The organism is Geobacillus sp. C56-T2 (genome assembly GCF_007829715.1).
Classification (GTDB): Bacteria; Bacillota; Bacilli; order Bacillales; family Anoxybacillaceae; genus Geobacillus; species Geobacillus icigianus.
This window is the reverse complement of sequence record NZ_VJWB01000001.1, coordinates 962,670-982,546: the sequence shown is the minus strand read 5'-3', so window position 1 is coordinate 982,546 and position 19,877 is coordinate 962,670. Positions and strand designations below refer to the sequence as shown.

General features: G+C 55.2%; 18 protein-coding genes. 3 read left to right on the top strand and 15 right to left on the bottom strand.

Features of this window, described 5'->3' with window-relative positions; all coding sequences use genetic code 11:
• Nucleotides 1-195: 195 nt before the first annotated feature.
• From GC56T2_RS05015 to fadH, 3 genes are all read right to left on the bottom strand, one after another.
• Complete coding sequence (locus tag GC56T2_RS05015; RefSeq protein WP_144973499.1) at nucleotides 196-429, bottom strand: hypothetical protein; 234 nt, start codon at nucleotides 427-429, stop codon at nucleotides 196-198.
• Nucleotides 430-479: 50 nt separating this feature from the next.
• Complete coding sequence (locus tag GC56T2_RS05010; RefSeq protein ID WP_144973496.1) at nucleotides 480-1,697, bottom strand: EAL domain-containing protein; 1,218 nt, start codon at nucleotides 1,695-1,697, stop codon at nucleotides 480-482.
• A gap of 458 nt (nucleotides 1,698-2,155) precedes the next feature.
• Nucleotides 2,156-2,923, bottom strand: a complete 768-nt coding sequence (gene fadH / locus GC56T2_RS05000) for a 2,4-dienoyl-CoA reductase (RefSeq protein WP_033022072.1) — start codon at nucleotides 2,921-2,923, stop codon at nucleotides 2,156-2,158.
• 475 nt (nucleotides 2,924-3,398) lie between these two features.
• Here fadH and GC56T2_RS04995 point away from each other — a divergent pair, with 475 nt between their 5' ends.
• The gene (locus GC56T2_RS04995; protein WP_144973494.1) at nucleotides 3,399-3,833 is read left to right on the top strand and encodes a YkyB family protein; all 435 of its coding nucleotides are present in this window, start codon (nucleotides 3,399-3,401) and stop codon (nucleotides 3,831-3,833) included.
• 195 nt (nucleotides 3,834-4,028) lie between these two features.
• Here GC56T2_RS04995 and GC56T2_RS04990 read toward each other — a convergent pair whose 3' ends face one another.
• The 5 genes from GC56T2_RS04990 to corA all read right to left on the bottom strand — a co-directional run bounded on the left by GC56T2_RS04990 (nucleotide 4,029) and on the right by corA (nucleotide 9,971).
• Complete coding sequence (locus tag GC56T2_RS04990) at nucleotides 4,029-5,432, bottom strand: glycosyltransferase family 2 protein (protein ID WP_144977050.1); 1,404 nt, start codon at nucleotides 5,430-5,432, stop codon at nucleotides 4,029-4,031.
• Nucleotides 5,432-6,457: a HEAT repeat domain-containing protein gene (locus GC56T2_RS04985; protein WP_144973492.1), complete on the bottom strand. Its 1,026-nt coding sequence runs from the start codon at nucleotides 6,455-6,457 to the stop codon at nucleotides 5,432-5,434. The genes GC56T2_RS04990 and GC56T2_RS04985 overlap by 1 nt, the downstream gene beginning before the upstream one ends.
• Entirely contained in the window at nucleotides 6,458-8,092 is a 1,635-nt protein-coding gene (locus GC56T2_RS04980; protein ID WP_144973490.1) for a diguanylate cyclase, read from the bottom strand.
• A 167-nt stretch (nucleotides 8,093-8,259) separates the two neighbouring features.
• Nucleotides 8,260-8,910 (bottom strand): glycoside hydrolase domain-containing protein, encoded by a 651-nt coding sequence (locus GC56T2_RS04975; protein WP_144973488.1) that lies wholly within the window; start codon nucleotides 8,908-8,910, stop codon nucleotides 8,260-8,262.
• Nucleotides 8,911-8,978: 68 nt separating this feature from the next.
• Complete coding sequence (gene corA, locus GC56T2_RS04970; protein WP_172706104.1) at nucleotides 8,979-9,971, bottom strand: magnesium/cobalt transporter CorA; 993 nt, start codon at nucleotides 9,969-9,971, stop codon at nucleotides 8,979-8,981.
• Between the two features lie 198 nt (nucleotides 9,972-10,169).
• On the opposite strand from corA, the gene GC56T2_RS04965 reads away from it, so the two are divergent.
• Together GC56T2_RS04965 and GC56T2_RS04960 are read left to right on the top strand one after the other, a co-directional pair.
• Nucleotides 10,170-10,397, top strand: a complete 228-nt coding sequence (locus GC56T2_RS04965; RefSeq protein ID WP_033022062.1) for an IDEAL domain-containing protein — start codon at nucleotides 10,170-10,172, stop codon at nucleotides 10,395-10,397.
• Between the two features lie 155 nt (nucleotides 10,398-10,552).
• A complete protein-coding gene (locus tag GC56T2_RS04960; RefSeq protein ID WP_144973486.1) occupies nucleotides 10,553-11,710 on the top strand; it encodes an aminotransferase A in 1,158 nt (385 codons plus the stop codon).
• Between the two features lie 467 nt (nucleotides 11,711-12,177).
• Here the strand turns inward: GC56T2_RS04960 and GC56T2_RS04955 are convergent, their stop codons facing one another.
• The 7 genes from GC56T2_RS04955 to GC56T2_RS04925 form a co-directional block, all read right to left on the bottom strand.
• Nucleotides 12,178-13,152 carry a quinone oxidoreductase family protein gene (locus GC56T2_RS04955; RefSeq protein WP_144973484.1) on the bottom strand — a complete coding sequence of 325 codons (975 nt, stop codon included), beginning with the start codon at nucleotides 13,150-13,152 and terminating at the stop codon, nucleotides 12,178-12,180.
• Entirely contained in the window at nucleotides 13,149-13,931 is a 783-nt protein-coding gene (locus tag GC56T2_RS04950) for a 2-phosphosulfolactate phosphatase (protein ID WP_144973482.1), read from the bottom strand. The genes GC56T2_RS04955 and GC56T2_RS04950 overlap by 4 nt, the downstream gene beginning before the upstream one ends.
• A 9-nt stretch (nucleotides 13,932-13,940) precedes the next feature.
• Complete coding sequence (locus tag GC56T2_RS04945) at nucleotides 13,941-14,999, bottom strand: phosphotransferase family protein (protein ID WP_144973481.1); 1,059 nt, start codon at nucleotides 14,997-14,999, stop codon at nucleotides 13,941-13,943.
• A gap of 103 nt (nucleotides 15,000-15,102) precedes the next feature.
• Nucleotides 15,103-15,672 (bottom strand): TetR/AcrR family transcriptional regulator, encoded by a 570-nt coding sequence (locus GC56T2_RS04940; protein ID WP_033022050.1) that lies wholly within the window; start codon nucleotides 15,670-15,672, stop codon nucleotides 15,103-15,105.
• 498 nt (nucleotides 15,673-16,170) lie between these two features.
• Nucleotides 16,171-17,790 (bottom strand): long-chain-fatty-acid--CoA ligase, encoded by a 1,620-nt coding sequence (locus GC56T2_RS04935; protein ID WP_144973479.1) that lies wholly within the window; start codon nucleotides 17,788-17,790, stop codon nucleotides 16,171-16,173.
• A 24-nt stretch (nucleotides 17,791-17,814) separates the two neighbouring features.
• Nucleotides 17,815-18,597, bottom strand: coding sequence for an SDR family oxidoreductase (locus GC56T2_RS04930; RefSeq protein WP_144973477.1), 783 nt, complete (start codon nucleotides 18,595-18,597; stop codon nucleotides 17,815-17,817).
• Between the two features lie 19 nt (nucleotides 18,598-18,616).
• Nucleotides 18,617-19,828 (bottom strand): acyl-CoA dehydrogenase, encoded by a 1,212-nt coding sequence (locus GC56T2_RS04925; protein WP_144973475.1) that lies wholly within the window; start codon nucleotides 19,826-19,828, stop codon nucleotides 18,617-18,619.
• Between the last annotated feature and the right edge of the window lie 49 nt (nucleotides 19,829-19,877).

Here is a 19,877-nt window from a genome sequence, read left to right as displayed (position 1 = left end):
CCAAGGATCGGGATCCCTCTTTCGTTGCACTATATACGTACTGGCTGCCTCTGCTGCACGATCGATTGTGCCGATCGTGAAAATACCTGCCGGTCGAAAATGGGCAAAGGGATTTTCATCCTTCTGATGATGACGAAATTGTTTCGTCAAGGAATTCATCTTGAAGACGTCAACCTTTTGGGCTAGCCCCTTTGTTCAATAAGATCGGAGCGCCAAATACCCGATGGCAAACGCGGCGAGCAAAGCAGCGAGCACGTAGGCGAGAAGCATCGGATTGCGCAAATAAGCATGTTCCTCCACCGATTTCGGAATCGGCCCGTCAAGTTCCCCTTGCCAGCGTTGCTGGCGGCCAAGGCGAACTGTATAAATGAATCCGATCGCTGCAATCAAGACGGACAAAATCGATAAGACAAAGGCAAGCTGTGCCATCTTCGTTCACCTCATCTATACTTTGCCGCACCGAGGAGATTTTATACGATTTAATAATGAGCATCGTGCTCAAACAAATAGCTGTACGACAAATCGATGAACAAATAATGGCGCTCATCGATCGGGTACGAATATGTCCGAATCGTTTCGCCCGTTTCGATGTCCGTATACAAATCGGACAAAATGCCTCTTCGGCGCGAGCGCATCCGAATAATGTTTTCCAAAAAATACGGGCGCCAGCTCCAATTTTTCATATAGTACTGCGGCTCCAATGTCCAGCGCCCGTCGCGCTTAAACATATTGCCCGACTGCTGAAAGCCGTCTTCATCACAAACGTAAATGCGGAAGCAAACGTCATCCAGCTCATCGGCCAACAGCGAAATGAGTTCGTTGAAGCCGCCCGCTTTTTTGTATTTGCCAAGCAGCGCGGCAATTCGTTGCTGAAACTGTTCGGAAATGTGATACAGCGTCTCAAGCTTTTTCTTTTCCTGCTGAATGAAGCGATGGCACTCTTTTCGCAGCAAGTCTTTCAGCAAATCGCGCGGCACGACTTCAGGCCCCGGTTTTGCCAAATAATATCCTTGATAATAGCGGCCGCCATGCCGCCAGGCGTATTGGAGCTGAAAGGAAGTTTCGATATCCTCATACAACAGCGTCGCTCCGATTTTGCGCGCTAGCAACGAAATGGAGTGAACGATTTCTTGGTAAGCTTGGTGGACCGATGTTTTCCGCAATTCGTGCAAATCGATTTTTAAAATGTCAGGCGACAACACGCCGATTCGCTCGAGATGAATGCTATGTTCGGCGATATTGTCAACCGCCACGCGAATGCCGTAGGTGCGAATGTACGTCAACAGGTGGCTGAGTTGATCCAAATCGCCTTTAAAATGCTGCTCGTTGATTTCCAACACGATGCGGTCAAGCGCCAGCCCTTTGGCTTGATAAGAAAGAAGCAGCTGCAAAAACGATTCGCCGCGGTCAAGCATCAACAAATTGGCGTCACGGTTGAAAAAGATCAGCAGCGTCTCGTCATCGAGCGACAAAAAATAATCAAGCGCCTTTTTAGTAATCACATCATCGACTTCCATGCGAAACTCTTCCGGAATCGTCTCATCGTGGAAAAACGGACCGAGGCTGACCGTCCCTTCCTCGGTTTGAAAACGCCCGAGCACTTCATATCCGATGACTCCATGCTCATCGGCGCTGAAAATCGGCTGGTAGTGTGGAACGACTTGCGACAAGTTGGCCATCACGTCTAATGCATCCATTTGCGCTCACCTCATTCTCGTCGACCATCTCTGCTTTTATTATAGCACAACGGCTTCGTCGTTCCTGACGGAAAAACAGCGACCCGAACAGACTGTCCTCCTCCCCACCAAACTCGAAACAAAACGCCTCCCATCCGTTGCGACAAAAAGGATGAGAGGCACGGTTTGGACGCGGATCCGCGCGCTGTCAGCGCGCCGTCGCCTTCGCTTAGCGCTCAAGGCGCAAACTACCCGCCACCTGCGCTTCGCTTGGAGGTGGAAGCTTCAAGCGACTTGTGCGTGTTCGCCGAACGGCAAGCCGCACACAAGAACCCTTTACGCTTTCCTTCGCTCGGAAGCGTCCGTTCGAACAATAACCACATCGGTCGGCGGTCGTCAACCGACATGTATCCCCCACCTACTCATTGGGCGTTGTCCCGTCCATTCCTTGAAGTGGGAGGCTTCGTTCGGAAATGACGTTAAAACGGGCGCCGATTCAGCCATTGGCCGCCGTCGACGGTGATGCAAGCGCCGTTGATGTAAGCGGCTTCATCGGAAAGCAGAAACGAAGCGACGGCCGCGATTTCTTCCGGCGTTCCGAGCCGCCCGAGCGGCACGCTTTCCAACGTCATCCGCTCCGCTTCTTCCGACTCCCAAAGACGCTCCGCTCCTCCGGTGCGCTCAATCGGCCCCGGAGCGATGGCGTTGACGCGAAACCCGTATTTTTTCCCCCATTCGACCGCCAATGTGCGCGTCATCGCCAACACCCCGGCTTTGGCGCAGGCGGAATGAATGACTCCGGCGCCGGCATGCCACGCGTACGTCGCGATGATGTTGATGATGTTCCCTTTCAAACCGCGCTGAATCCAGTAGTTTCCCACTTCCCGACTGCAGTAAAACGTGCCGTTTAACACGATGTTGATGACGCTGTTCCAGCCGTTGATCGACAGCTTTTCCGCCGGACAAATAAAGTTGCCGGCCGCGTTGTTGACGAGGGCATCAATGCGGCCAAACTCGGCGTCAGCCCGCGCGACCATGTCCGCAACTTGCTCCGGGTTGCGCACATCCATCGGGACGGCAAGCACGCGCCCGCCGCCGGGCGTTTCCATTTCCCGCTTCGCCTCTTCCAGCGCTTCCGCCCGCCTTCCTGTAATGACGACGTCCGCCCCTTCAGCGACAAACCGCTTCGCCATATACTTGCCCATTCCGCTCGACCCGCCGGTCACAATGACGACCTTTCCATTCATCTTTTTCCCCTCCTGTGAGTGATCATTCATTCATATTTTCATCATACTACATAATCATTGAATATTCGATATTTTTCTCCGGTTGTCCTTCTCTTTCCTTTTTCGTTATAATAAAACTGCTTATGAAAGGACGGCGACATTATGCCTCACATGGAACCAACCTATATGAACCGACGCGCGTTTTAAAAAAATGGGCGCGCACCGGCCTCACGGCAGCGTTGGCGGCGTCTTCCTCCTTTGGCGACGTGCGCTGGAGTGCCGCTTCGGTTTCTCGCCCCACCGGAACTGACCGTTTTTTCGCTCGCCCACCGGTGAGCGTTGGCGAGTCAGTGATTGAAGCCGCTCAAAGAAAGAGGGGACATAGCGGCTTTTTTGGTCGCAAACGAACAAACGCCGTTGTTGCCCGTCCCTTTCGAAAAAGAAGCCAAGCCGGGCGTCCGTATGCTATAATAGAAAGAAAAAAGGAGATATGCCGATGAAACCATTGCAATTGTCGGTCGACAATATCGCCAAAGCCATTTTTACGGTCAACCGCCACGCCAAAACGGCATTAAACCCTTCGTTTCTTTATCTGCTCAAGAAAAAAGCCATCGAAAAACTGCTCGCAGAAGGCAAGGCAAAAAAGGTCGGCCTCCATTTTTCCCGCAACCCAAAATACAGCCAACAGCAGTCGGATGTGCTCGTTGCCGTCGGCGATTACTATTTCCACATCCCTCCGACGAAACAAGATTTCGCCGTCCTCCCGCATCTTGGCGCACTCAATGATTCGTACCGCAATCCTCCGGCTCGCATGCCTTTGTCGGAAGCCAAGGCCATTCTCATCGCCTACACCGGATTGAACGAGCCGTTGGAGCGGGCCCCAAAGCGGATGACCAAACCCGTGTTTAGGCGGCTCGGCGACCGCTATTGACCAAAGAACGCTCTCAATGCCCATCGCAATGACAGACCGCGTTGCTCAGACTCCCCTCCGTTCATGTCCTTGATTTCCGATGAAAAAAGGGGGTCCCGCTGCTTGGGACCCCCTTTTCTTCATGGCGGGGAATTCACGAACCGAACCGTAAACCACGCAAGCGTTCATCTGCCAGCGGCAACACCTCAAGTCCGATTAAGCGGATACCCCTTTTCGTTTCATGCTTCCCCATTGCTTTTGCCGGCGAAACGCATCGATGATCCCTTCGCACCGCCACCACGCGGTCAACGGACGGTACCAAAACGTCTCCGTCAATGAAAAGAAAAACAGCCGAACCAAATCCGAGACGTTCGGAAACTTCCGCTCCGTCCATTCCTCAAGCAGCACTGCGGCCGCTGACAAAAGCGAGCCATACAAAACAGAAACAGTCAACAAAAGAAGAGCAAACTCGATGTAGATGGTGCCGAAACACAATGAAAGGATGATCAACATATACCCCACCAGTTCAACGACCGGGCCAAGAAGCTCAATAACCCAAAAATACGGGAGCGACAAAAGGCCGATCGAGCCGTATTTCGGATTGAACAACAAAGCGCGATGCCGCCACAGACTCTCAAGCAGCCCACGATGCCAACGCCGCCGCTGCTGCCGCAAATCGCGGTACGTTTCCGGCGCCTCTGTCCAGCAAACGGGATCTGGGATGTAGATGATTTTTTTCGGCTCGTTTTTTTCCCGGGCCAGCCGATGCAGACGGACGACCAGCTCCATATCTTCACCGGCTGTGTCGGCATACCCTCCAGCCTCAATCACCCACGGCTTGGAAAAGACACCAAACGCCCCGGAGACGATCAGCAGCAAGTTATGACGACTTAAACCAAGGCGGCCGAGCAAAAACGCCCGCAAATACTCAATCGTCTGCATCACTACGAGCGGCTGCCGCGACAACCCAACCTTGACAATCTCACCGCGTTCAATCTGACAGCCGTTGGCGACCCGGATCGTCCCTCCGGAGGCGATGACCTCGCCATCGGATTCGAGCATTGGCTTCATCACTTTCAAAAACGCGTGCCGTTCCAAAACCGAATCGCCGTCAATGGAACAAATATACGGATAGCGGGCAGCGTTGATGCCGGCATTCAGCGCGTCAGCCTTCCCCCCGTTTTCCTTGTCAAGAACAAACAAATGCGGATAAGCCGGCGATTGATAAATCGCTTTAACTTCTTTTGTCGCCAGTTGGCGGCGAATGACACGATAGACCGGGCGAAGTTCGAAATGCTCGATCAGCCGCTCGAGCGTCCGGTCTGTGGAACCGTCGTTAATGACGATCACCTCGTATTGCGGATATTCAATGGCGAGCAAGGAGCGAACCGAACCGACGATGCCGGCTTCTTCATTATAGGCAGGCACAAGAATGGACACCGGCTTGGCGTAACTGGCTTCAAGCAGCTCTTCATACGGCTCCCAGTCATCAAGCCGATGGAGGCGGCGCAAATGCCAAAACGACACGACAAGCAAAAACGTATAAAAAGCGACTACCCCGATCATATAAACAAGCACCGCGTTCCCAACAAACGATACAACCGACTGCCAGAACGCCATCATCCTTCCCCGCCTTCCAACCATTGTCGGGCCATATCGCGAGCATAACGGTCATCGGCTTGCTGAGCCGCCCGGTTCAACGCGATGCGGCCATCAGGGAGGCGCGCAAGAGCGGCAGCGGCCTCCGCACGAACCGCAAAGGAGCGGTCGGACAGCCGTTCATACAAAAGCGGAAGCAGCCGTTCTTCGCGGCATCGACCGGCAAGGCGGGCGGCCATCAACCGTTCCTGCCAGTGCGGGGAACTTAGATGGTGCGCAAGCTGACGCGCATGAAGCGGCGCGCCGATTTCCGCCATGGCCTTGAGCGCGCGGACACGGATTTCCAGCTCTTCCGATGCCAGCCGCTCTTGCAAAAACGACTGTTCCTGACGGCGGCGGATGCCGATGATGTCGATCAATGCATATTGGCCTGCCGGCGGGAGCTCGGTAAACCGCCTTTTTACTTGTTGGAGCAGCCTTTCGCTCATATGGCCAAAAATGACGCGGTACGCAAATTCCGTCAGTTCATGTTTCGGTTGAAGCACGTACACGACAACCGAGCGGTAATCAAATTTAGCGAAAATCGTCAATATTTTTACCACTTCCCCTTTGGTAGCGATCCGGGAGCGATACAGCCGCTCGATGTCGGCTAGCAACGCCTTCATCTGCAAATCCTCAATGAAAAACAGCGCGTTCATTCTCTCTCCCCAATGTCGACTTGCCAACCGGCGGCGCAGCCAGCCTTCAAAATATTCCTCGGCAAACGCCCGAATCCTTGCCTGCACTTGCTCCCCTTTCAGCAGCGCGGCAAAATCGTCTAGCAGCTCAAGCAGCGCCTCTCGTTCCAGCAAAGAAGCCGGCCAAGGGGGCTGTTCCTCGTCGCCAAGCAAGTAGCGGAGCAACGGAAGTCGAAGCTGTTCCTTGCCAGCGCGCAGCGCCGCTTGGCGCCGGTTTTCCCGCCGCTTGCGCACCATCAAATACGCAAACACCGCGGTCAACGTTCCAAACAAAAAGAAGGTGAGGGAAACGGCAACCTTCAGCGCCATTTACGAATCGAGCCCCCTCAGCAGCCGGCGCAACCGCGCCTCCAGCTCAAGCCATTTGAACGGCTTGGTCACATATTCATCCACCCCGCGCTCCAACGCATGGGCAATTTCCCGCTCATCGTGGCGCGATGTCAACATCATCACCTTGCATCGCTTCCGCTCTTGGCGGAGGCGTTCAAGCACCTCTAGACCGTCCATTTTCGGCATCACCCGGTCGAGAATCACAATGAACCGCCGACCGCCTCGGTACAGCGGGGACTGCAAAAAGGAAAGCCCGTCGCCAAACTCCTCAATGTCCACTTCCCGCTGTTGTTCAGCCGCCAACTTGCGAACAAGATCAGCAATGACCGCCCGCGCCAGTTCATCATCATCGACAATGGCCACCGCCCACCGCCGCCCGCTCGTTCGCCGGCGCTGGCTTCGCTCTTGGCCGTCATCGTGAGGGGCGGACGGCGCGCCAGCTTCCTCGATGCGATTGCCGCCCTTCTTTTTCGCCTCGTACAACGCGGCATCAGCGAGACGCAGCCAATGATCGAGCGATTCATCAGCTTGATCGCATTCCACCAAACCGGCAGAAAACGTGCACGACAGCCGGAACCCGTCGGCCACGATTTCTTCGCCTTCGAACTGGTGCCGCAGACGCTCAAGCACCGCCCGCGCTTCCCGTTTCGACGTTTTGGCCAGCCAAACGATGAACTCTTCCCCACCAAAACGAATGACGGTATCCAAGCCGCACGTATGCTGAAGGAGCACATCAGCCAGTTTCTTTAACACGGCGTCGCCGGCCAAATGGCCGAAGCGATCGTTGATCTGTTTGAAATGGTCGAGGTCTAGGAGCGCTAAACAACTCGGCGTGCCGGAACGCTCCAAATCGCTGCGGAGGCGGGCATACACGCGCGGCAAATATTTCCGATTATAGACGCCTGTCAATTCATCTATCAATACAAGCTCATCAATTTTTCTCTTTTTTTCGATCAACCGGCGGATGCGGATAAACAGCTCATCGGCGGCCATCGGGGCCACGACATCATCGGCGCCGAGCTCATAGCATTTCAACTGCGTCTCTTTCCGCCCATCGGCGCTGATGACCACAACGGGAAGATACGGGTGCCGTCCGGCGTTCTCCAACAAACGAGCCAACGCAGAAGGTTCCCCGTCTTCCTCGCTAAGACTGACCACGAGGCAGTCCGGACTAAGACAAATGATCGAAGCCGCCGCCTGCTCGAGCGACGGCGCCGTGAGCAGCCGCCATGGCGCGGCATCCAGCGCGTGGCAAAGATACGTAAAAAACAGCGGATCGTTTCCGCACAGGAGGATCGTCGCTTCCGATTCCTGTTCGCTTTTGATGAGAGGGAGCGGAAAGGGCGTTTCCTTCTCTTCATAGAAACAGCGAAGAAGAGGGGCGATCTCCGCCAGCGCTTCTTCAGCTGTCCATTCCTTCTCTTTGCCGCTGTTCACCCGACGGCTCAACCGTTCGGCCTCGGCGGCGATGTCAGGCCGTCCGATCACGGTTGCCGCCCGGCCAACGGCGCGCAAAAACCGGGCGAATTCCCGGCTGGTCAGCAGAGGCGCCGCCTTCCATCGTTCGTACTGCTCCTTCATGCGTGCCAATAACAATGCGGTCGATCGATCCACGCTCCCCCTCCTTTCCGACTATATGTCTGCGTCCAATCGCCAATCCGTCCTTTTTTCCTATTACTAATATAATCGATCTGAAGCAAAACATGAAAGAAAATAAACTCAAAACCGCTCCACTTTTCACCGCCCATACAAAAAGCCGCTGCTGTTGGCAACGGCTTCGCTCAATACAGAAAATCAAGCAGGCGGCGGTCAGCCAAATTCGTATCGACCGGGCACACCTCCGCGTCGCGCCCGTACTGCCACACCCAGACATTGGCGCTGCAAGGTGGGGCGGCCGGCTGGTATCGGGGCGCTTTTTGCTCTTTCGTCGCCCCCGGCCTTGGTGCGGCGCTCCAAATGACCGCTTGCACGGCCACTTGGTTGTTCCGGCTGACCGCCTCACAATAAGCGGCAGCAAAGTCCCCTTTCGTCGGGTCAGCGTACAGCCCCGGCCGGTACCCGGTCGGATAGAGCGTTTCCACCCAAGCGGCGATCCAAGCAGCGTCTACGGCAAAAAAATCTTCAATGTTGGCAAACAGCAGCTTGTTTTTCGGAATGCCGAGCCGTCGCGCATGAAACACCGCATTGCGCGCCGCCACCTGTCCGCTCGCATAGCCGACCGCCTCACGAAACGCATTGTAAATGGGCAACACTTTGATGCCGTTGTTGCGGATGCGCGTGATTTCCTCCCGTGTCAACCCTTCCGATACGTTTGGAACCCGAACTAAATAACGGCCCCAAAATTTTGGAGCGCCTAGCTCGGTCCGGACGCATTGCAACAGTTGCTCCGTAACAGACTGAGCCGAGTCGACTCCCCAAATTCCCTTTGCCACCCGTTTCCCTCCTTTGCGATCGCATCGCTATAGCTATGTATATGAAGGGAACCGCTTGGCTTATACGGCTAGGGTCGCCGCTTCCGTTCTTCATCCGCCCAGTCGCTCTTGAGCAGCTGAAACCAACCGTTGCGTTTAAACCAAACGAACATCGTCATGCCGATCGTAGCCATGATCGCTAGTACGGCGAAATAGCCGTATTTCCAACGCAGCTCAGGCATATAGTCAAAGTTCATCCCATAAATGCCAGCGATGAAGGTAAGAGGCATGAAAATGGTCGTGATGGCGGTAAACGTCATCATAATATTGTTCATCCGATTCGAGTTGAGCGACAAATAGCTGTCGCGGATGTCTGCGGTAATTTCCCGGTTCGTCTCAATCATTTCCGACAGCTTGAGCAAATGATCGTAAATATCATGGAAATACAGCTGCCGCTCCTTCATGCGCTGCAGCCGGTCAGAATGGATGATGCGGTATAACAAATCGCGCATCGGCACAATCGTCCGCCGCAGTTTTGACAAATCGCCGCGAATGTCAAACACTTTTTCAATGATGTCATGAATCGGTTCGTTGTTCGTATTCTCCTCTAAATCGTTCAGTACGTCTTCAATATGGTACAACGGCGGAAAATAATCGTCAACGAGTTTGTCAATGAGCCGATACATCACATGAAACGGTCCCTGCTGAACATCCGCCTCGTGTTTGAGCCGCTCCCACACTTCATCGACCGCGTGAATGGCCGACTTATGAAACGAAACGATGAAATTTTGCCCGACAAACAAATCCACTTCCTCAGCCTCGAGCGTCATCCCAGCGATCGCATGGAGAACGACAAACAAGTAGCGGTCGTAAAAATCGAGCTTCGGCCGCTGCACATATTCCAAGCAGTCTTCAATCGCGAGCGGGTGAAAGCGAAAAAACGACGCGAGCAGCTCCGACTCCTCATCCGTCGGCTCATGAAAGTCGACCCAATACCAAGAAACGTCGGGACTGTTGACCATCGTAAGATCTACCCCAGCCAAAATCTCAAATTCTTTTGTCACGATACATGTGCGAATCATTTCCATCACCCTGCCATTGTTTCTTCTTTTTATCATAACCGAAAAGTCTGTTATCGCCCAAGAAAAAACGGGTATTCAAATCATGTAGAGAAAAAATTGACAAAAAATATTTATCGAAATTTTCTTTACATTAGCTTCAAAAACGAGGATAATATAAAAAAGGGAACCATTTCGTTCCCATATAGGAGGGAATCAACGATGTACGAAAAACAATATCCAAACGAAGGCGCCGTCTTGTTCAACCAACCGGAAGAAAAAAGCAGCTACGGCCCGATCGCCGAACAGGTGCTAAACGAAGCGATTTTCCAATTTCAGCGAAAAAAATTAATGGAGCAAATCGACGAGGCGCTCGCCGCCGGCAACAAGCCGCTGTTTTTGCAGCTTTCCGCCCAATACAATGACTTGTTGAAAAAATACGGCGCGTAAAAGGAGCGAACGAAATTGGAGTGTGAATCATCCATCGCAACGTAGGCCCCCTTTCCGTCTGCGGAAACCACCCAAACGGAAATGGGGCTGATTTTCGTTTTTCCGTTTGCGTTGAACAATGATACAATAGAGAAAAAAAGAAAGGTGGACACGCCATGAAACACCTCATTCAGCCACGCGTCCAATCCATCCAAATATCAGGCATCCGCCAGTTTTTCAACCTCGTCGCCGGCCGACCAGGAGTGATCTCACTGACGATCGGCCAGCCCGACTTTCCAACGCCCGAACATGTCAAAACCGCCGCCCAGGAAGCGATCGCCGCTGATTTCACCACGTACACCGCCAACGCTGGGCTGCTCGAACTGCGCCAAGCGGCTTGCCAATTCGTCGCTGACAAGTACGGCCTCCGCTACACGCCGGATGAAGTCATCGCCACCGTCGGCGCCAGCCAAGCGCTTGATATCACGTTCCGCACCATTTTAGAAGAAGGGACGGAAGTGCTCCTTCCTGCGCCGGTCTATCCCGGCTATGAGCCGCTCATCCGTTTGTGCGGGGCAAAACCGGTGTACATCGACACAAGGCCAAACGGGTTCCGTCTGTCGGCTGAGCTCATTGCACCTTATTTGACGGAAAAGACGCGCTGCGTGGTCCTTCCCTATCCATCCAACCCAACAGGGACGGCGCTGTCGGCTGAAGAGCTGGCCCGCATCGCTTCGCTTTTGAAAGGACGGCCGATTTGGATCGTGTCTGATGAAATTTACAGCGAGCTCGTCTATCGCGGACGCCACCGCTCGATCGCCGAATGGCTGCCGGAGCAGACGATCGTCATCAACGGCTTGAGCAAATCGCACTCGATGACCGGTTGGCGCATCGGTTTCGTCTTCGCCCCAGCGTTCGCCGTTGAACAAATGATCAAAGTGCACCAGTACAGCGTCTCGTGCACATCATCGATCAGCCAAAAAGCGGCGCTCGAGGCGCTCACCGCCGGCAAAAACGACGCCAAGACGATGCGCGCCGCCTATGCAAAGCGGCTTGAGTATGCCTACGGTCGTCTCACCGCCATGGGGCTGCCGGTGGAAAAGCCGGACGGGGCGTTTTATTTGTTTCCGTCGATTGCCGCCTTTGGCATGTCTTCGTTCGATTTCGCCCTCGATGCCGTCGAAAACGCCGGCGTCGCCCTCGTTCCCGGCAGCGCCTTTTCCGACTACGGTGAAGGCCACGTCCGACTGTCGTACGCCTATTCACTCGATGTGTTAAAGGAAGGACTCGATCGGCTTGAGCGGTACATTCAACAAAAACGGCGGCGGCCGTAATGGGCGCGATCCACACCGGTTCTTTTTTAACATAATTCCGAAAGAAGTCTCCCACTTCAAGCAAAACGAAGTGGGAGTAGTTCACGGCTTGTTCCTCCTAACAGCCAAAACAGAGACTAGTCGATACATCGCGAAGAGGCCGGTGAAAAACGGTTGTTTCTTTTAAGCAATGGGGAATCGGTTGAAAGGCGATCCTAATGCGACAAGGCTTTTCTATTGGAGAAACGGGCTTGATCAGCGGCTTGCTCCCTTCAATCACTGATCTCCTAAGAGGCCGGTGACGTACTCGTGCTTTTCCATCTCATTTCTCAATGAGAAAAACCTTGTTGCATCGGTCTGTTTTTTCACTCATTTGATGAAGGGAAGCAGCGATGTGTCACCAACCTTCTAAACGTAGCTGGCGGATGCCGACTACGTTCAGGAAGTTGCGGGTGTCCAGCTCCGTGTCTGGACACCCTTTTCGTTCCTTATGGCACAAGCAGCAGCTTGCCGTGCGTTTTCCGCTCTTGAAGAAGTTTATGTACCATCGGCGCCTGCTCAAGCGGGTAGACGCCGCCGATCGTCAGCTGCAAGCTCCCGTCTTGCACCCATGAAAGCAATTCGCGCAAACTTTGTTCGTACAGCGCCCGCTTTCGCATGATTTGCGGCAAAAAGAAACCGATGACGGACCAGTTTTTCGCCATGAGACGAACCGGATTGAGACGCGTCATCTCCCCGCTCGCCGCCCCGTAGACGACAAGACGGCCGAACGGAGCGAGGCAATCGAGCGTCTGATGAAAGACATCGCCGCCCGCCATTTCCAAGGCGACATCGATGCCGCGGCCACCGGTCGCCTCCATCACGTCCGCGGCCCAGCTGTCTTTTGTATAATCAATGGCAACATCAGCGCCAAGCTGCTGGGCGAGCGCCCGTTTTTCCTCCGTACTCGCCGTGGCGATGACCGTTTTGGCGCCGAACCGTTTCGCCAGCTGGACAGCGATCGTTCCAACGCCGCCGGCGGCGGCGTGAACGAGCACGGTTTCTCCTTCCTCTAAGCGGCCCATCGTTTTGAGAATATGGTAGGCGCTCAGCCCTTGCACCGGCAAAGCCGCCGCCTGCCGAGCATCCATGCCGTCCGGAAGCGGCACGACCGCCCGCTCGTCAACAGCAACACACTCGGCGTAGCCCCCCGACTCAATCAACGCGACGACGCGCTGCCCTGGACGGATCGTTTGCACCTCCGGACCAACTTCGCGAACAACGCCGGCCACCTCCGTCCCCGGTATGAACGGAAGCGGCGTCGGCACCACGTAGCGCCCTTCCCGCCGGGCTGTATCGGCATAGTTGACACCGATCGCTTCGGCTTCGATCAATACTTGCCGACCTGTGGGCTTCGGGCGTTCCCCTTCGCAAACACGCAAGACATCGGGCCCACCGTATTCAACGAATTGGACAAATTTCATGACGATATCCCCTCTTTCATGGCTTCTGTTGGCGCGATATCGCGCAGCTCCAAACCGAACGATCCTCGTTCAAGTTTCGGAACGGAAGAAAGCGCCCCGTGCCGGTTAATGTAATCCACTTCTGATTCCAAACCGTACGCCGCCATCCAGCGGCCGACGCGCGAGGCGAACAATACTTCTTTCGCCCTTTCTTCCCCCGAATATTGCCGGTAAAAGAGCCATGCGGCCATCGCGCTGTCAGACAGCTTGGCCGCATCGATCCCTTGCTCGACGAGGCAATGCACGAAATAGCCGGCGCCGTAAAAGTCTTCGAGGCAAAAACGACCCGACGAGCCGGAGCAGATGGCGATAATCGTTTCGTCGCGATGCCATCGGCAAACATGCTCGCTGACCGCCGGGCTGTTCAGCAAGCTCGCCGTGTATACCGCGCTCGCCGACTGCGCTTTATGAACCGCCACCGTGCCGTTGGTCGTCGACAACACGACCGTTTTTCCCGGGCAGATCGTTTGCAAAAACAGCGGCGCCGGAGGATGGAAGCCATCGATCGTCCGCCCCTCCCGTTCACCGACGAGCTCATAACTTTTCGCCGGCAAGTGAATCGCGACCGCCTTCGCCTCCTCGGCATCGCGGACCGGGATCACCGAACGAGCGCCGGCCGAAAGCGCGGCGGCAATCGATGAGGTGGCAAGCAAAATGTCAAACACAACAGCAACTTTCCCATCAGCGAGCGCCGTCTCATCAATGTCTTCCTTGCGCAGCACGACATGCACGTTTGTCATCACGCTGCCTCACCGTCCCGTCGCCAGCTGCCATGCATGCTCGATAAGCGCTTCGACAAACTGGCCGAAATGGCGAAACCGCTCATCGTTCGTCTGCCCGCGGCGATAACGATAATAAATTTGCTGGCAAATGACCGCTAATTTAAAGTAGGCGAACGTCAAATACACGTGCACGTCGGACACATCGCGGCCGCTTTTTCTCGCGTACGCGTCAATGAACTGTTCGCGCGTGTAAAATCCAGGCCGGACGGTGGCCGGCGCGCGACCAAATCCATTTTTCACCAGCGGCGGATCATCCTCTTCAATCCAATAGCTCATCGCCACTGCCAAATCGGCCAGCGGATCGCCGACGGTCGACATTTCCCAGTCAAACAAGCCGACTATGTTGGTGATATCATCTTTCGCAAACATGGCATTGTTCAGCTTAAAATCGTAATGAATGACCGTCGCCTCCCGCTGCGGCGGAATGTGGGAAGCGAGCCACTTCGTCAGCGCTTCAGCCGCTGGAACATCGTCGGTTTTCGCCCGCTCGTACCGCTGAATCCATCCGTGCACTTGCCGCTCCATAAATCCTTCCGGCTTGACCATGTGCACCAACCGCGTTTTCGTATAATCGATTTGATGGATGCGAACTAACGTCTCGACCATCGTTTCGGAAATGCCGCGGCAGACGTCTTCTGTCGGCACAACGCCGTCCGGAAAATCGTCGTCAATGACAACGCCATCACGCCGCTCCATCACGAAAAAGGGGCTGCCGATGATCGACTCATCGTCACAAAAATACAGCGGCTTCGGCGCCAGCGGAAAGAGCGGATGGATTTCGGCAAGCCATGTGCTCTCCCGCTTCATATCATGCGCTTTCGGCGGCACCGGGCCAAGCGGCGGCCGGCGCAGCACCGCCTCCCACTCCCCGCAGCGGAGCAAATACGTCAAATTCGAGCGGCCGGCGGAAAATTGCCGAATCTCCAGCTCCCCATCCGGCATGTCCGGCAGCACTGAGCGCAAAAACGCGGCCAATTTTCCAACCGGCAATTCTTCCCCTTTGCGCACCGGAATAATGGCGCTCATTTCCCTCTCCCCCTTTTGGCGAGCGCGTTTTGTTTGGTCAAACATCGACAGACGAGCGACATGAACGGCGACCTTGACTTCTATGGCGGGCGCATGGTGCTTGTTAAGACGCCGGCCCCATCCCATCGATCAAAATGGTGATCATCTGTTTGGCCACTTCCGCATCAGTCAGCCCGCCGTCCGGGCGAAACCAATGGTAACTCCAATTGGCCGCCCCGAGCACCGTGAGCGCGGCAATCGATGGCGACAAATCGCGGCGCAGTTCGCCGCTTTTCATTCCATCCTCAATTAACGCCTGCAGCTGATAGCGAAACAAATCGCGCTTTTCCTTCACTTTTTGCAAATGCTCCTCGTTCAAATGTTTCATTTCGCGGAAAAAAATGCGCGCTTGCCGCCCTTGGCGCTCAACGTTGTGAATAAGCATATACACAATGGCATACAGCTTTTCCCGCACCGATCGCCGTCCGTCATTGATAATGCGCTGCTGTTCGCGAAGCAGCCCTTCAATGTAGCGAAGATGAATATCCATCAGCAGCTCTTCTTTGCTTTTGAAATAATAGTAAAACGTCCCTTTCGTTACCCCAAGCGCGTCGACAATATCTTGAATCGACGTTTCGCTGAACCCGTTTTGCTCAAACAGTTCAATGCTGGCAGCGATAATCTTTTCCCTCATGTTCTCCCACCTCTTGCCCTGCGTCATCACTGCCAGCTATTGTACCATAAAATGGCCCGTCTTGCCTAAAAGGCTGGTGATAAAATGATGGATACCGCTTTGCCGTATCGTTTTCACGGAAAGTTCCATGGGCAGCGCGGCGGAGTCGATTCATCGGTTGCCGCGGTGTTGGTATCGTTTTCACAGAAAGTTTCACGGGCAACGTTTTGCCCTCCGCCCTGGTATGAAAATCAACGCTTGCCGACGAGATTTTCACAGAAAGTTCCATGGGCAGCGCGACCTGCCCTCCACCCGGGGATGAAAATCTCGCGCTCGGCCGGCATTTTCACCGAAAAGCCTTGTCGCATCGGTCCTGCTTTTCACGCGTTCCCCATCGCTGCTGGGAACCAGCGGTTGTTCACACGATGAAGCGAGCAACATCTGCCGCGTTTTTCGCTCCGATCGAGGCAAGTAGCGGCTTTTCACCAGCCTTCTTGGCGTTAGCCGACAAAGGCGCCGTTATTGCGAGCGCGCCGCCTCCTCACGCAACGCGCGGCGCAAAATTTTCCCGACGTTCGTTTTCGGCAGCTCGGCGCGAAACTCGACAATGCGCGGCACTTTGTACGCCGCTAAGTTTTTCCGGCAATGGGCAATGATCTCTTCCTCGCTTGCCTGCATCCCCTCTTTTACGACGATGATCGCCTTCACCGTTTCGCCGCGGTACGGATCAGGCACTCCAACGGCCGCCGCTTCTCTCACCGCTGGGTGTTCATACAACACTTCTTCGATTTCGCGCGGATAAATGTTGTACCCTCCCGCGATGATCAAATCTTTTTTCCGGTCGACGATCGTCACATACCCTTCCTCATCGATCGAAGCCAAATCTCCGGTGTACAGCCAACCGTCGCGCAACGTCACCGCGGTTTCCTCCGGCATGTTCCAATACCCCTTCATCACTTGCGGCCCACGGATAATGAGCTCGCCGACTTCGCCCGGCGGCAGCTCGCGCGTGCCGGTCGCCACATCGACGACTTTGTACTCGGTGAGCGGCATGCCGATGCCGACCGTCCCCGGCTTGCGCGCCGCAAACGGCGGGTTGCAGTGCGTCACCGGCGAGGCTTCAGACAACCCGTATCCTTCAAGCACAACCGCGCCCGTTTTCGCCTCAAAATCGCGCATGAGCTCCAGCGGCATCGGCGCGCTGCCGCTGTTGCACGTCTTGATGCTGCTGATGCCGTACTGCTCAACCCCGGGGGTGTTCGTGATGGCGACGTACATCGTCGGCACGCCGGGGAACACGGTCGGCTGCTTGTCGCGGATCGTCTCGAGCACTTCTTTCAGTTCAAAGCGCGGCAACAAAATGTTTTCCGCCCCTTGGTAAATCGCCAAGTTCATGCCGGACGTCATCGCAAATACGTGAAACAACGGAATGACGGTTAAATACCGCTCTTTTCCAAATTCAAACGTTCCTTTGAAAAATTCGGCGCACTGCAAGACGTTGGCGAAAATGTTGCGGTGGGTGAGCATCGCCCCTTTCGATCGCCCTGTCGTTCCACCTGTGTATTGCAGCACAGCGATATCATGCGCCGGCTCGATCGGCACCGGGCGCACTTGTCCATCCCCTTGGGCCAAAAACTGTTCAAACGTCACATCGCCTTCAGCGAGCGGGACAGAAGCCGGCGCCCCGAACTGGACAGTGACCGCCCGTTTGACCGCCGTCTCTTGTCTCACGGCAGCTAGACGCGGATAAAGCGGCTCGTAAATGACGATCATCTCCGCCCCCGAATCATTGAGCAAGTAGGAAAGCTCGCGCTCAACGAGCATCGGATTCACTTGGGTGACGATGGCGCCCGCCTGCAAAATGCCGTAGTAAGCGATGACGTATTGCGGGCAGTTTGGCAGCATGATCGCGACCCGATCGCCTTTTTGCACTCCGAGCGCTTGCAGGCTAGAAGCGAAGCGGTTGACCGCCGCGGCGAGCTCAGCGTAAGTGATCGTTTGGCTGTAAAACGTCAGCGCCGGCTGAGCGCCAAATTCCGCCGCCCGTTCATGCAGCACCTCGCACACCGTTTTGTTCGGAATCTCGATATGAAACGACACATGTTCCGGATAAAGAGACAACGCCCGTTTTTCGCTCATTATTTTTTCCCCCTTCCATTTTGATTACATTCCAGCAGCATGGCTGCCGCCATCAACGACAAGAAGCGCGCCGGTGACAAACGCGGAAGCCGGAGAAGCCAAGAACAGGACCGCGCCTTTTAAGTCATCGTCGCCGCCGAAACGGCCGAGCGGCGTATGCTCGAGCACTTTTTGGCCGACATGCTGAAGGACGACTTGTGACATTTTCGTCGGGAAAAAGCCCGGCGCTACCGCGTTGACGCGAATGCCGTGTTTTCCCCATTTGGCGGCCAAATCTTTCGTAAACGTAATGACCGCCCCTTTGCTCGTGTTGTAGCCGATCGTATTCAAAATGTCCGGATGCGTGCCGCCAAGGCCGGCGACCGACGCGATATTGACAATGGCGCCGCCCGTTTGTTTGGCGATCATCACCTTGCCGACCGCCTGGCTCATCAAAAAGGTGCCGGTGACGTTGACGTTGAGCACCTTCTGCCATGCCTCAAGCGGCATTTCCTCGACCGGCGCCCCCCACGTCGCCCCGCTGTTGTTGACTAAAATGTCGATGCCGCCGAACTCGTTGACGGTCGTTTCGACAACATGTTTGACGTCCTCCGGGTTCGTCACATCGCACCGCAATGCGAGCGAACGGACACCGAGCTGTTCGAGCTTTTCTTTCACCTGCTCGCACGCCTCAACCTTGCGCGAGCAGACGACGACGTTCGCTCCGGCTTCAGCGAGGCCGATGGCGATTTGCTCACCGAGCCCGCGCCCGCCGCCCGTCACGATGGCGATTTTTCCTTCGATTTTGAATAAATCCAGCACATGCATAAGCTCCTCTTCCTCTCCCTTATGGTTGGTATTGCCGCAATTCAAGCTTCGCCACTTGCTCTTTGTGCACTTCGTCCGGCCCGTCAGCCAAACGAAGCGTGCGCGAGTTCGCCCACATGGCGGCAAGCGGAAAATCGTTGCTCACCCCGGCGGCGCCAAACGCCTGAATGGCGCGGTCGATGACGTTGAGCGCGACATTGGGCGCGACCACTTTGATCATCGCAATTTCTTTGCGCGCCGCTTTGTTGCCGACCGTATCCATCATGTACGCCGCCTTGAGCGTCAACAGGCGCGCCTGCTCGATCTCGATGCGCGACTGGGCGATCCACTCGCGGATGACGCCGTGCTCGGCGAGCGGTTTGCCGAACGCCACCCGCGACTGCACGCGGCGGCACATCAGTTCAAGCGCCCGCTCCGCCGCCCCAATCAAGCGCATGCAATGGTGGATCCGCCCCGGACCGAGCCGGCCTTGGGCGATGGCGAACCCTTTTCCTTCGCCCCAAATGATGTTTTCCTTCGGCACGCGCACATGGTCATACGTAATCTCCGCATGTCCGTGCGGCGCATGGTCAAAGCCGAACACCGGCAGCATCCGCTCGATTTTCACGCCCGGCGTATCAAGCGGAACGATGATCATCGACTGCTGTTCATGTTTTGGCGCATCGGGGTTCGTCTTTCCCATGACGATAGCGACTTTGCAGCGCGGGTCGCCGGCCCCGGATGACCACCATTTCCGTCCGGTGATGACATACTCATCACCGTCGCGAACGATCGAAGCGCGAATGTTCGTCGCATCGCTCGACGCCACATCCGGCTCCGTCATCGAAAAGCACGAGCGGATTTCTCCGTTCAAGAGCGGGATGAGCCACTTTTTCTTTTGCTCCTCGGTGCCGTAGCGGACGAGCACTTCCATGTTGCCGGTATCGGGCGCATTGCAGTTGAACACTTCCGGGGCGATGAGCGAGCGGCCCATGATTTCGCAAAGCGGCGCGTACTCGACATTCGTTAATCCCGCGCCGTATTCGCTATCTGGCAAAAACAAATTCCAAAGCCCTTCTTTTTTCGCCTTTTCCTTCAATTGTTCGATGATCGGCGGCACGCCGGCCCATCTCGACTCTTGGGCGTTCAGCTGCTCCTCATACACCTTCTCGTTCGGATAAATGTACTCTTCCATGAAAGCGCTTAATTTTTTGATCAACTCTTTCACTTTGGGCGAATAGGAAAAGTCCATCTGCTCCCCTCCTTATTATACTAACCGGTTGGTATGTCCCCTTACTACT

What these genes read in the sequence shown, in the direction of transcription:
- GC56T2_RS05015 (WP_144973499.1), bottom strand. Translation starts at nt 429, where the DNA reads ATGGCACAGCTTGCCTTTGTCTTATCGATTTTGTCCGTCTTGATTGCA.
- GC56T2_RS05010 (WP_144973496.1), bottom strand. Translation starts at nt 1,697, where the DNA reads ATGGATGCATTAGACGTGATGGCCAACTTGTCGCAAGTCGTTCCACAC.
- fadH (WP_033022072.1), bottom strand. Translation starts at nt 2,923, where the DNA reads ATGAATGGAAAGGTCGTCATTGTGACCGGCGGGTCGAGCGGAATGGGC.
- GC56T2_RS04995 (WP_144973494.1), top strand. Translation starts at nt 3,399, where the DNA reads ATGAAACCATTGCAATTGTCGGTCGACAATATCGCCAAAGCCATTTTT.
- GC56T2_RS04990 (WP_144977050.1), bottom strand. Translation starts at nt 5,432, where the DNA reads ATGGCGTTCTGGCAGTCGGTTGTATCGTTTGTTGGGAACGCGGTGCTT.
- GC56T2_RS04985 (WP_144973492.1), bottom strand. Translation starts at nt 6,457, where the DNA reads ATGGCGCTGAAGGTTGCCGTTTCCCTCACCTTCTTTTTGTTTGGAACG.
- corA (WP_172706104.1), bottom strand. Translation starts at nt 9,971, where the DNA reads ATGATTCGCACATGTATCGTGACAAAAGAATTTGAGATTTTGGCTGGG.
- GC56T2_RS04965 (WP_033022062.1), top strand. Translation starts at nt 10,170, where the DNA reads ATGTACGAAAAACAATATCCAAACGAAGGCGCCGTCTTGTTCAACCAA.
- GC56T2_RS04960 (WP_144973486.1), top strand. Translation starts at nt 10,553, where the DNA reads ATGAAACACCTCATTCAGCCACGCGTCCAATCCATCCAAATATCAGGC.
- GC56T2_RS04955 (WP_144973484.1), bottom strand. Translation starts at nt 13,152, where the DNA reads ATGAAATTTGTCCAATTCGTTGAATACGGTGGGCCCGATGTCTTGCGT.
- GC56T2_RS04950 (WP_144973482.1), bottom strand. Translation starts at nt 13,931, where the DNA reads ATGACAAACGTGCATGTCGTGCTGCGCAAGGAAGACATTGATGAGACG.
- GC56T2_RS04945 (WP_144973481.1), bottom strand. Translation starts at nt 14,999, where the DNA reads ATGAGCGCCATTATTCCGGTGCGCAAAGGGGAAGAATTGCCGGTTGGA.
- GC56T2_RS04940 (WP_033022050.1), bottom strand. Translation starts at nt 15,672, where the DNA reads ATGAGGGAAAAGATTATCGCTGCCAGCATTGAACTGTTTGAGCAAAAC.
- GC56T2_RS04935 (WP_144973479.1), bottom strand. Translation starts at nt 17,790, where the DNA reads ATGAGCGAAAAACGGGCGTTGTCTCTTTATCCGGAACATGTGTCGTTT.
- GC56T2_RS04930 (WP_144973477.1), bottom strand. Translation starts at nt 18,597, where the DNA reads ATGCATGTGCTGGATTTATTCAAAATCGAAGGAAAAATCGCCATCGTG.
- GC56T2_RS04925 (WP_144973475.1), bottom strand. Translation starts at nt 19,828, where the DNA reads ATGGACTTTTCCTATTCGCCCAAAGTGAAAGAGTTGATCAAAAAATTA.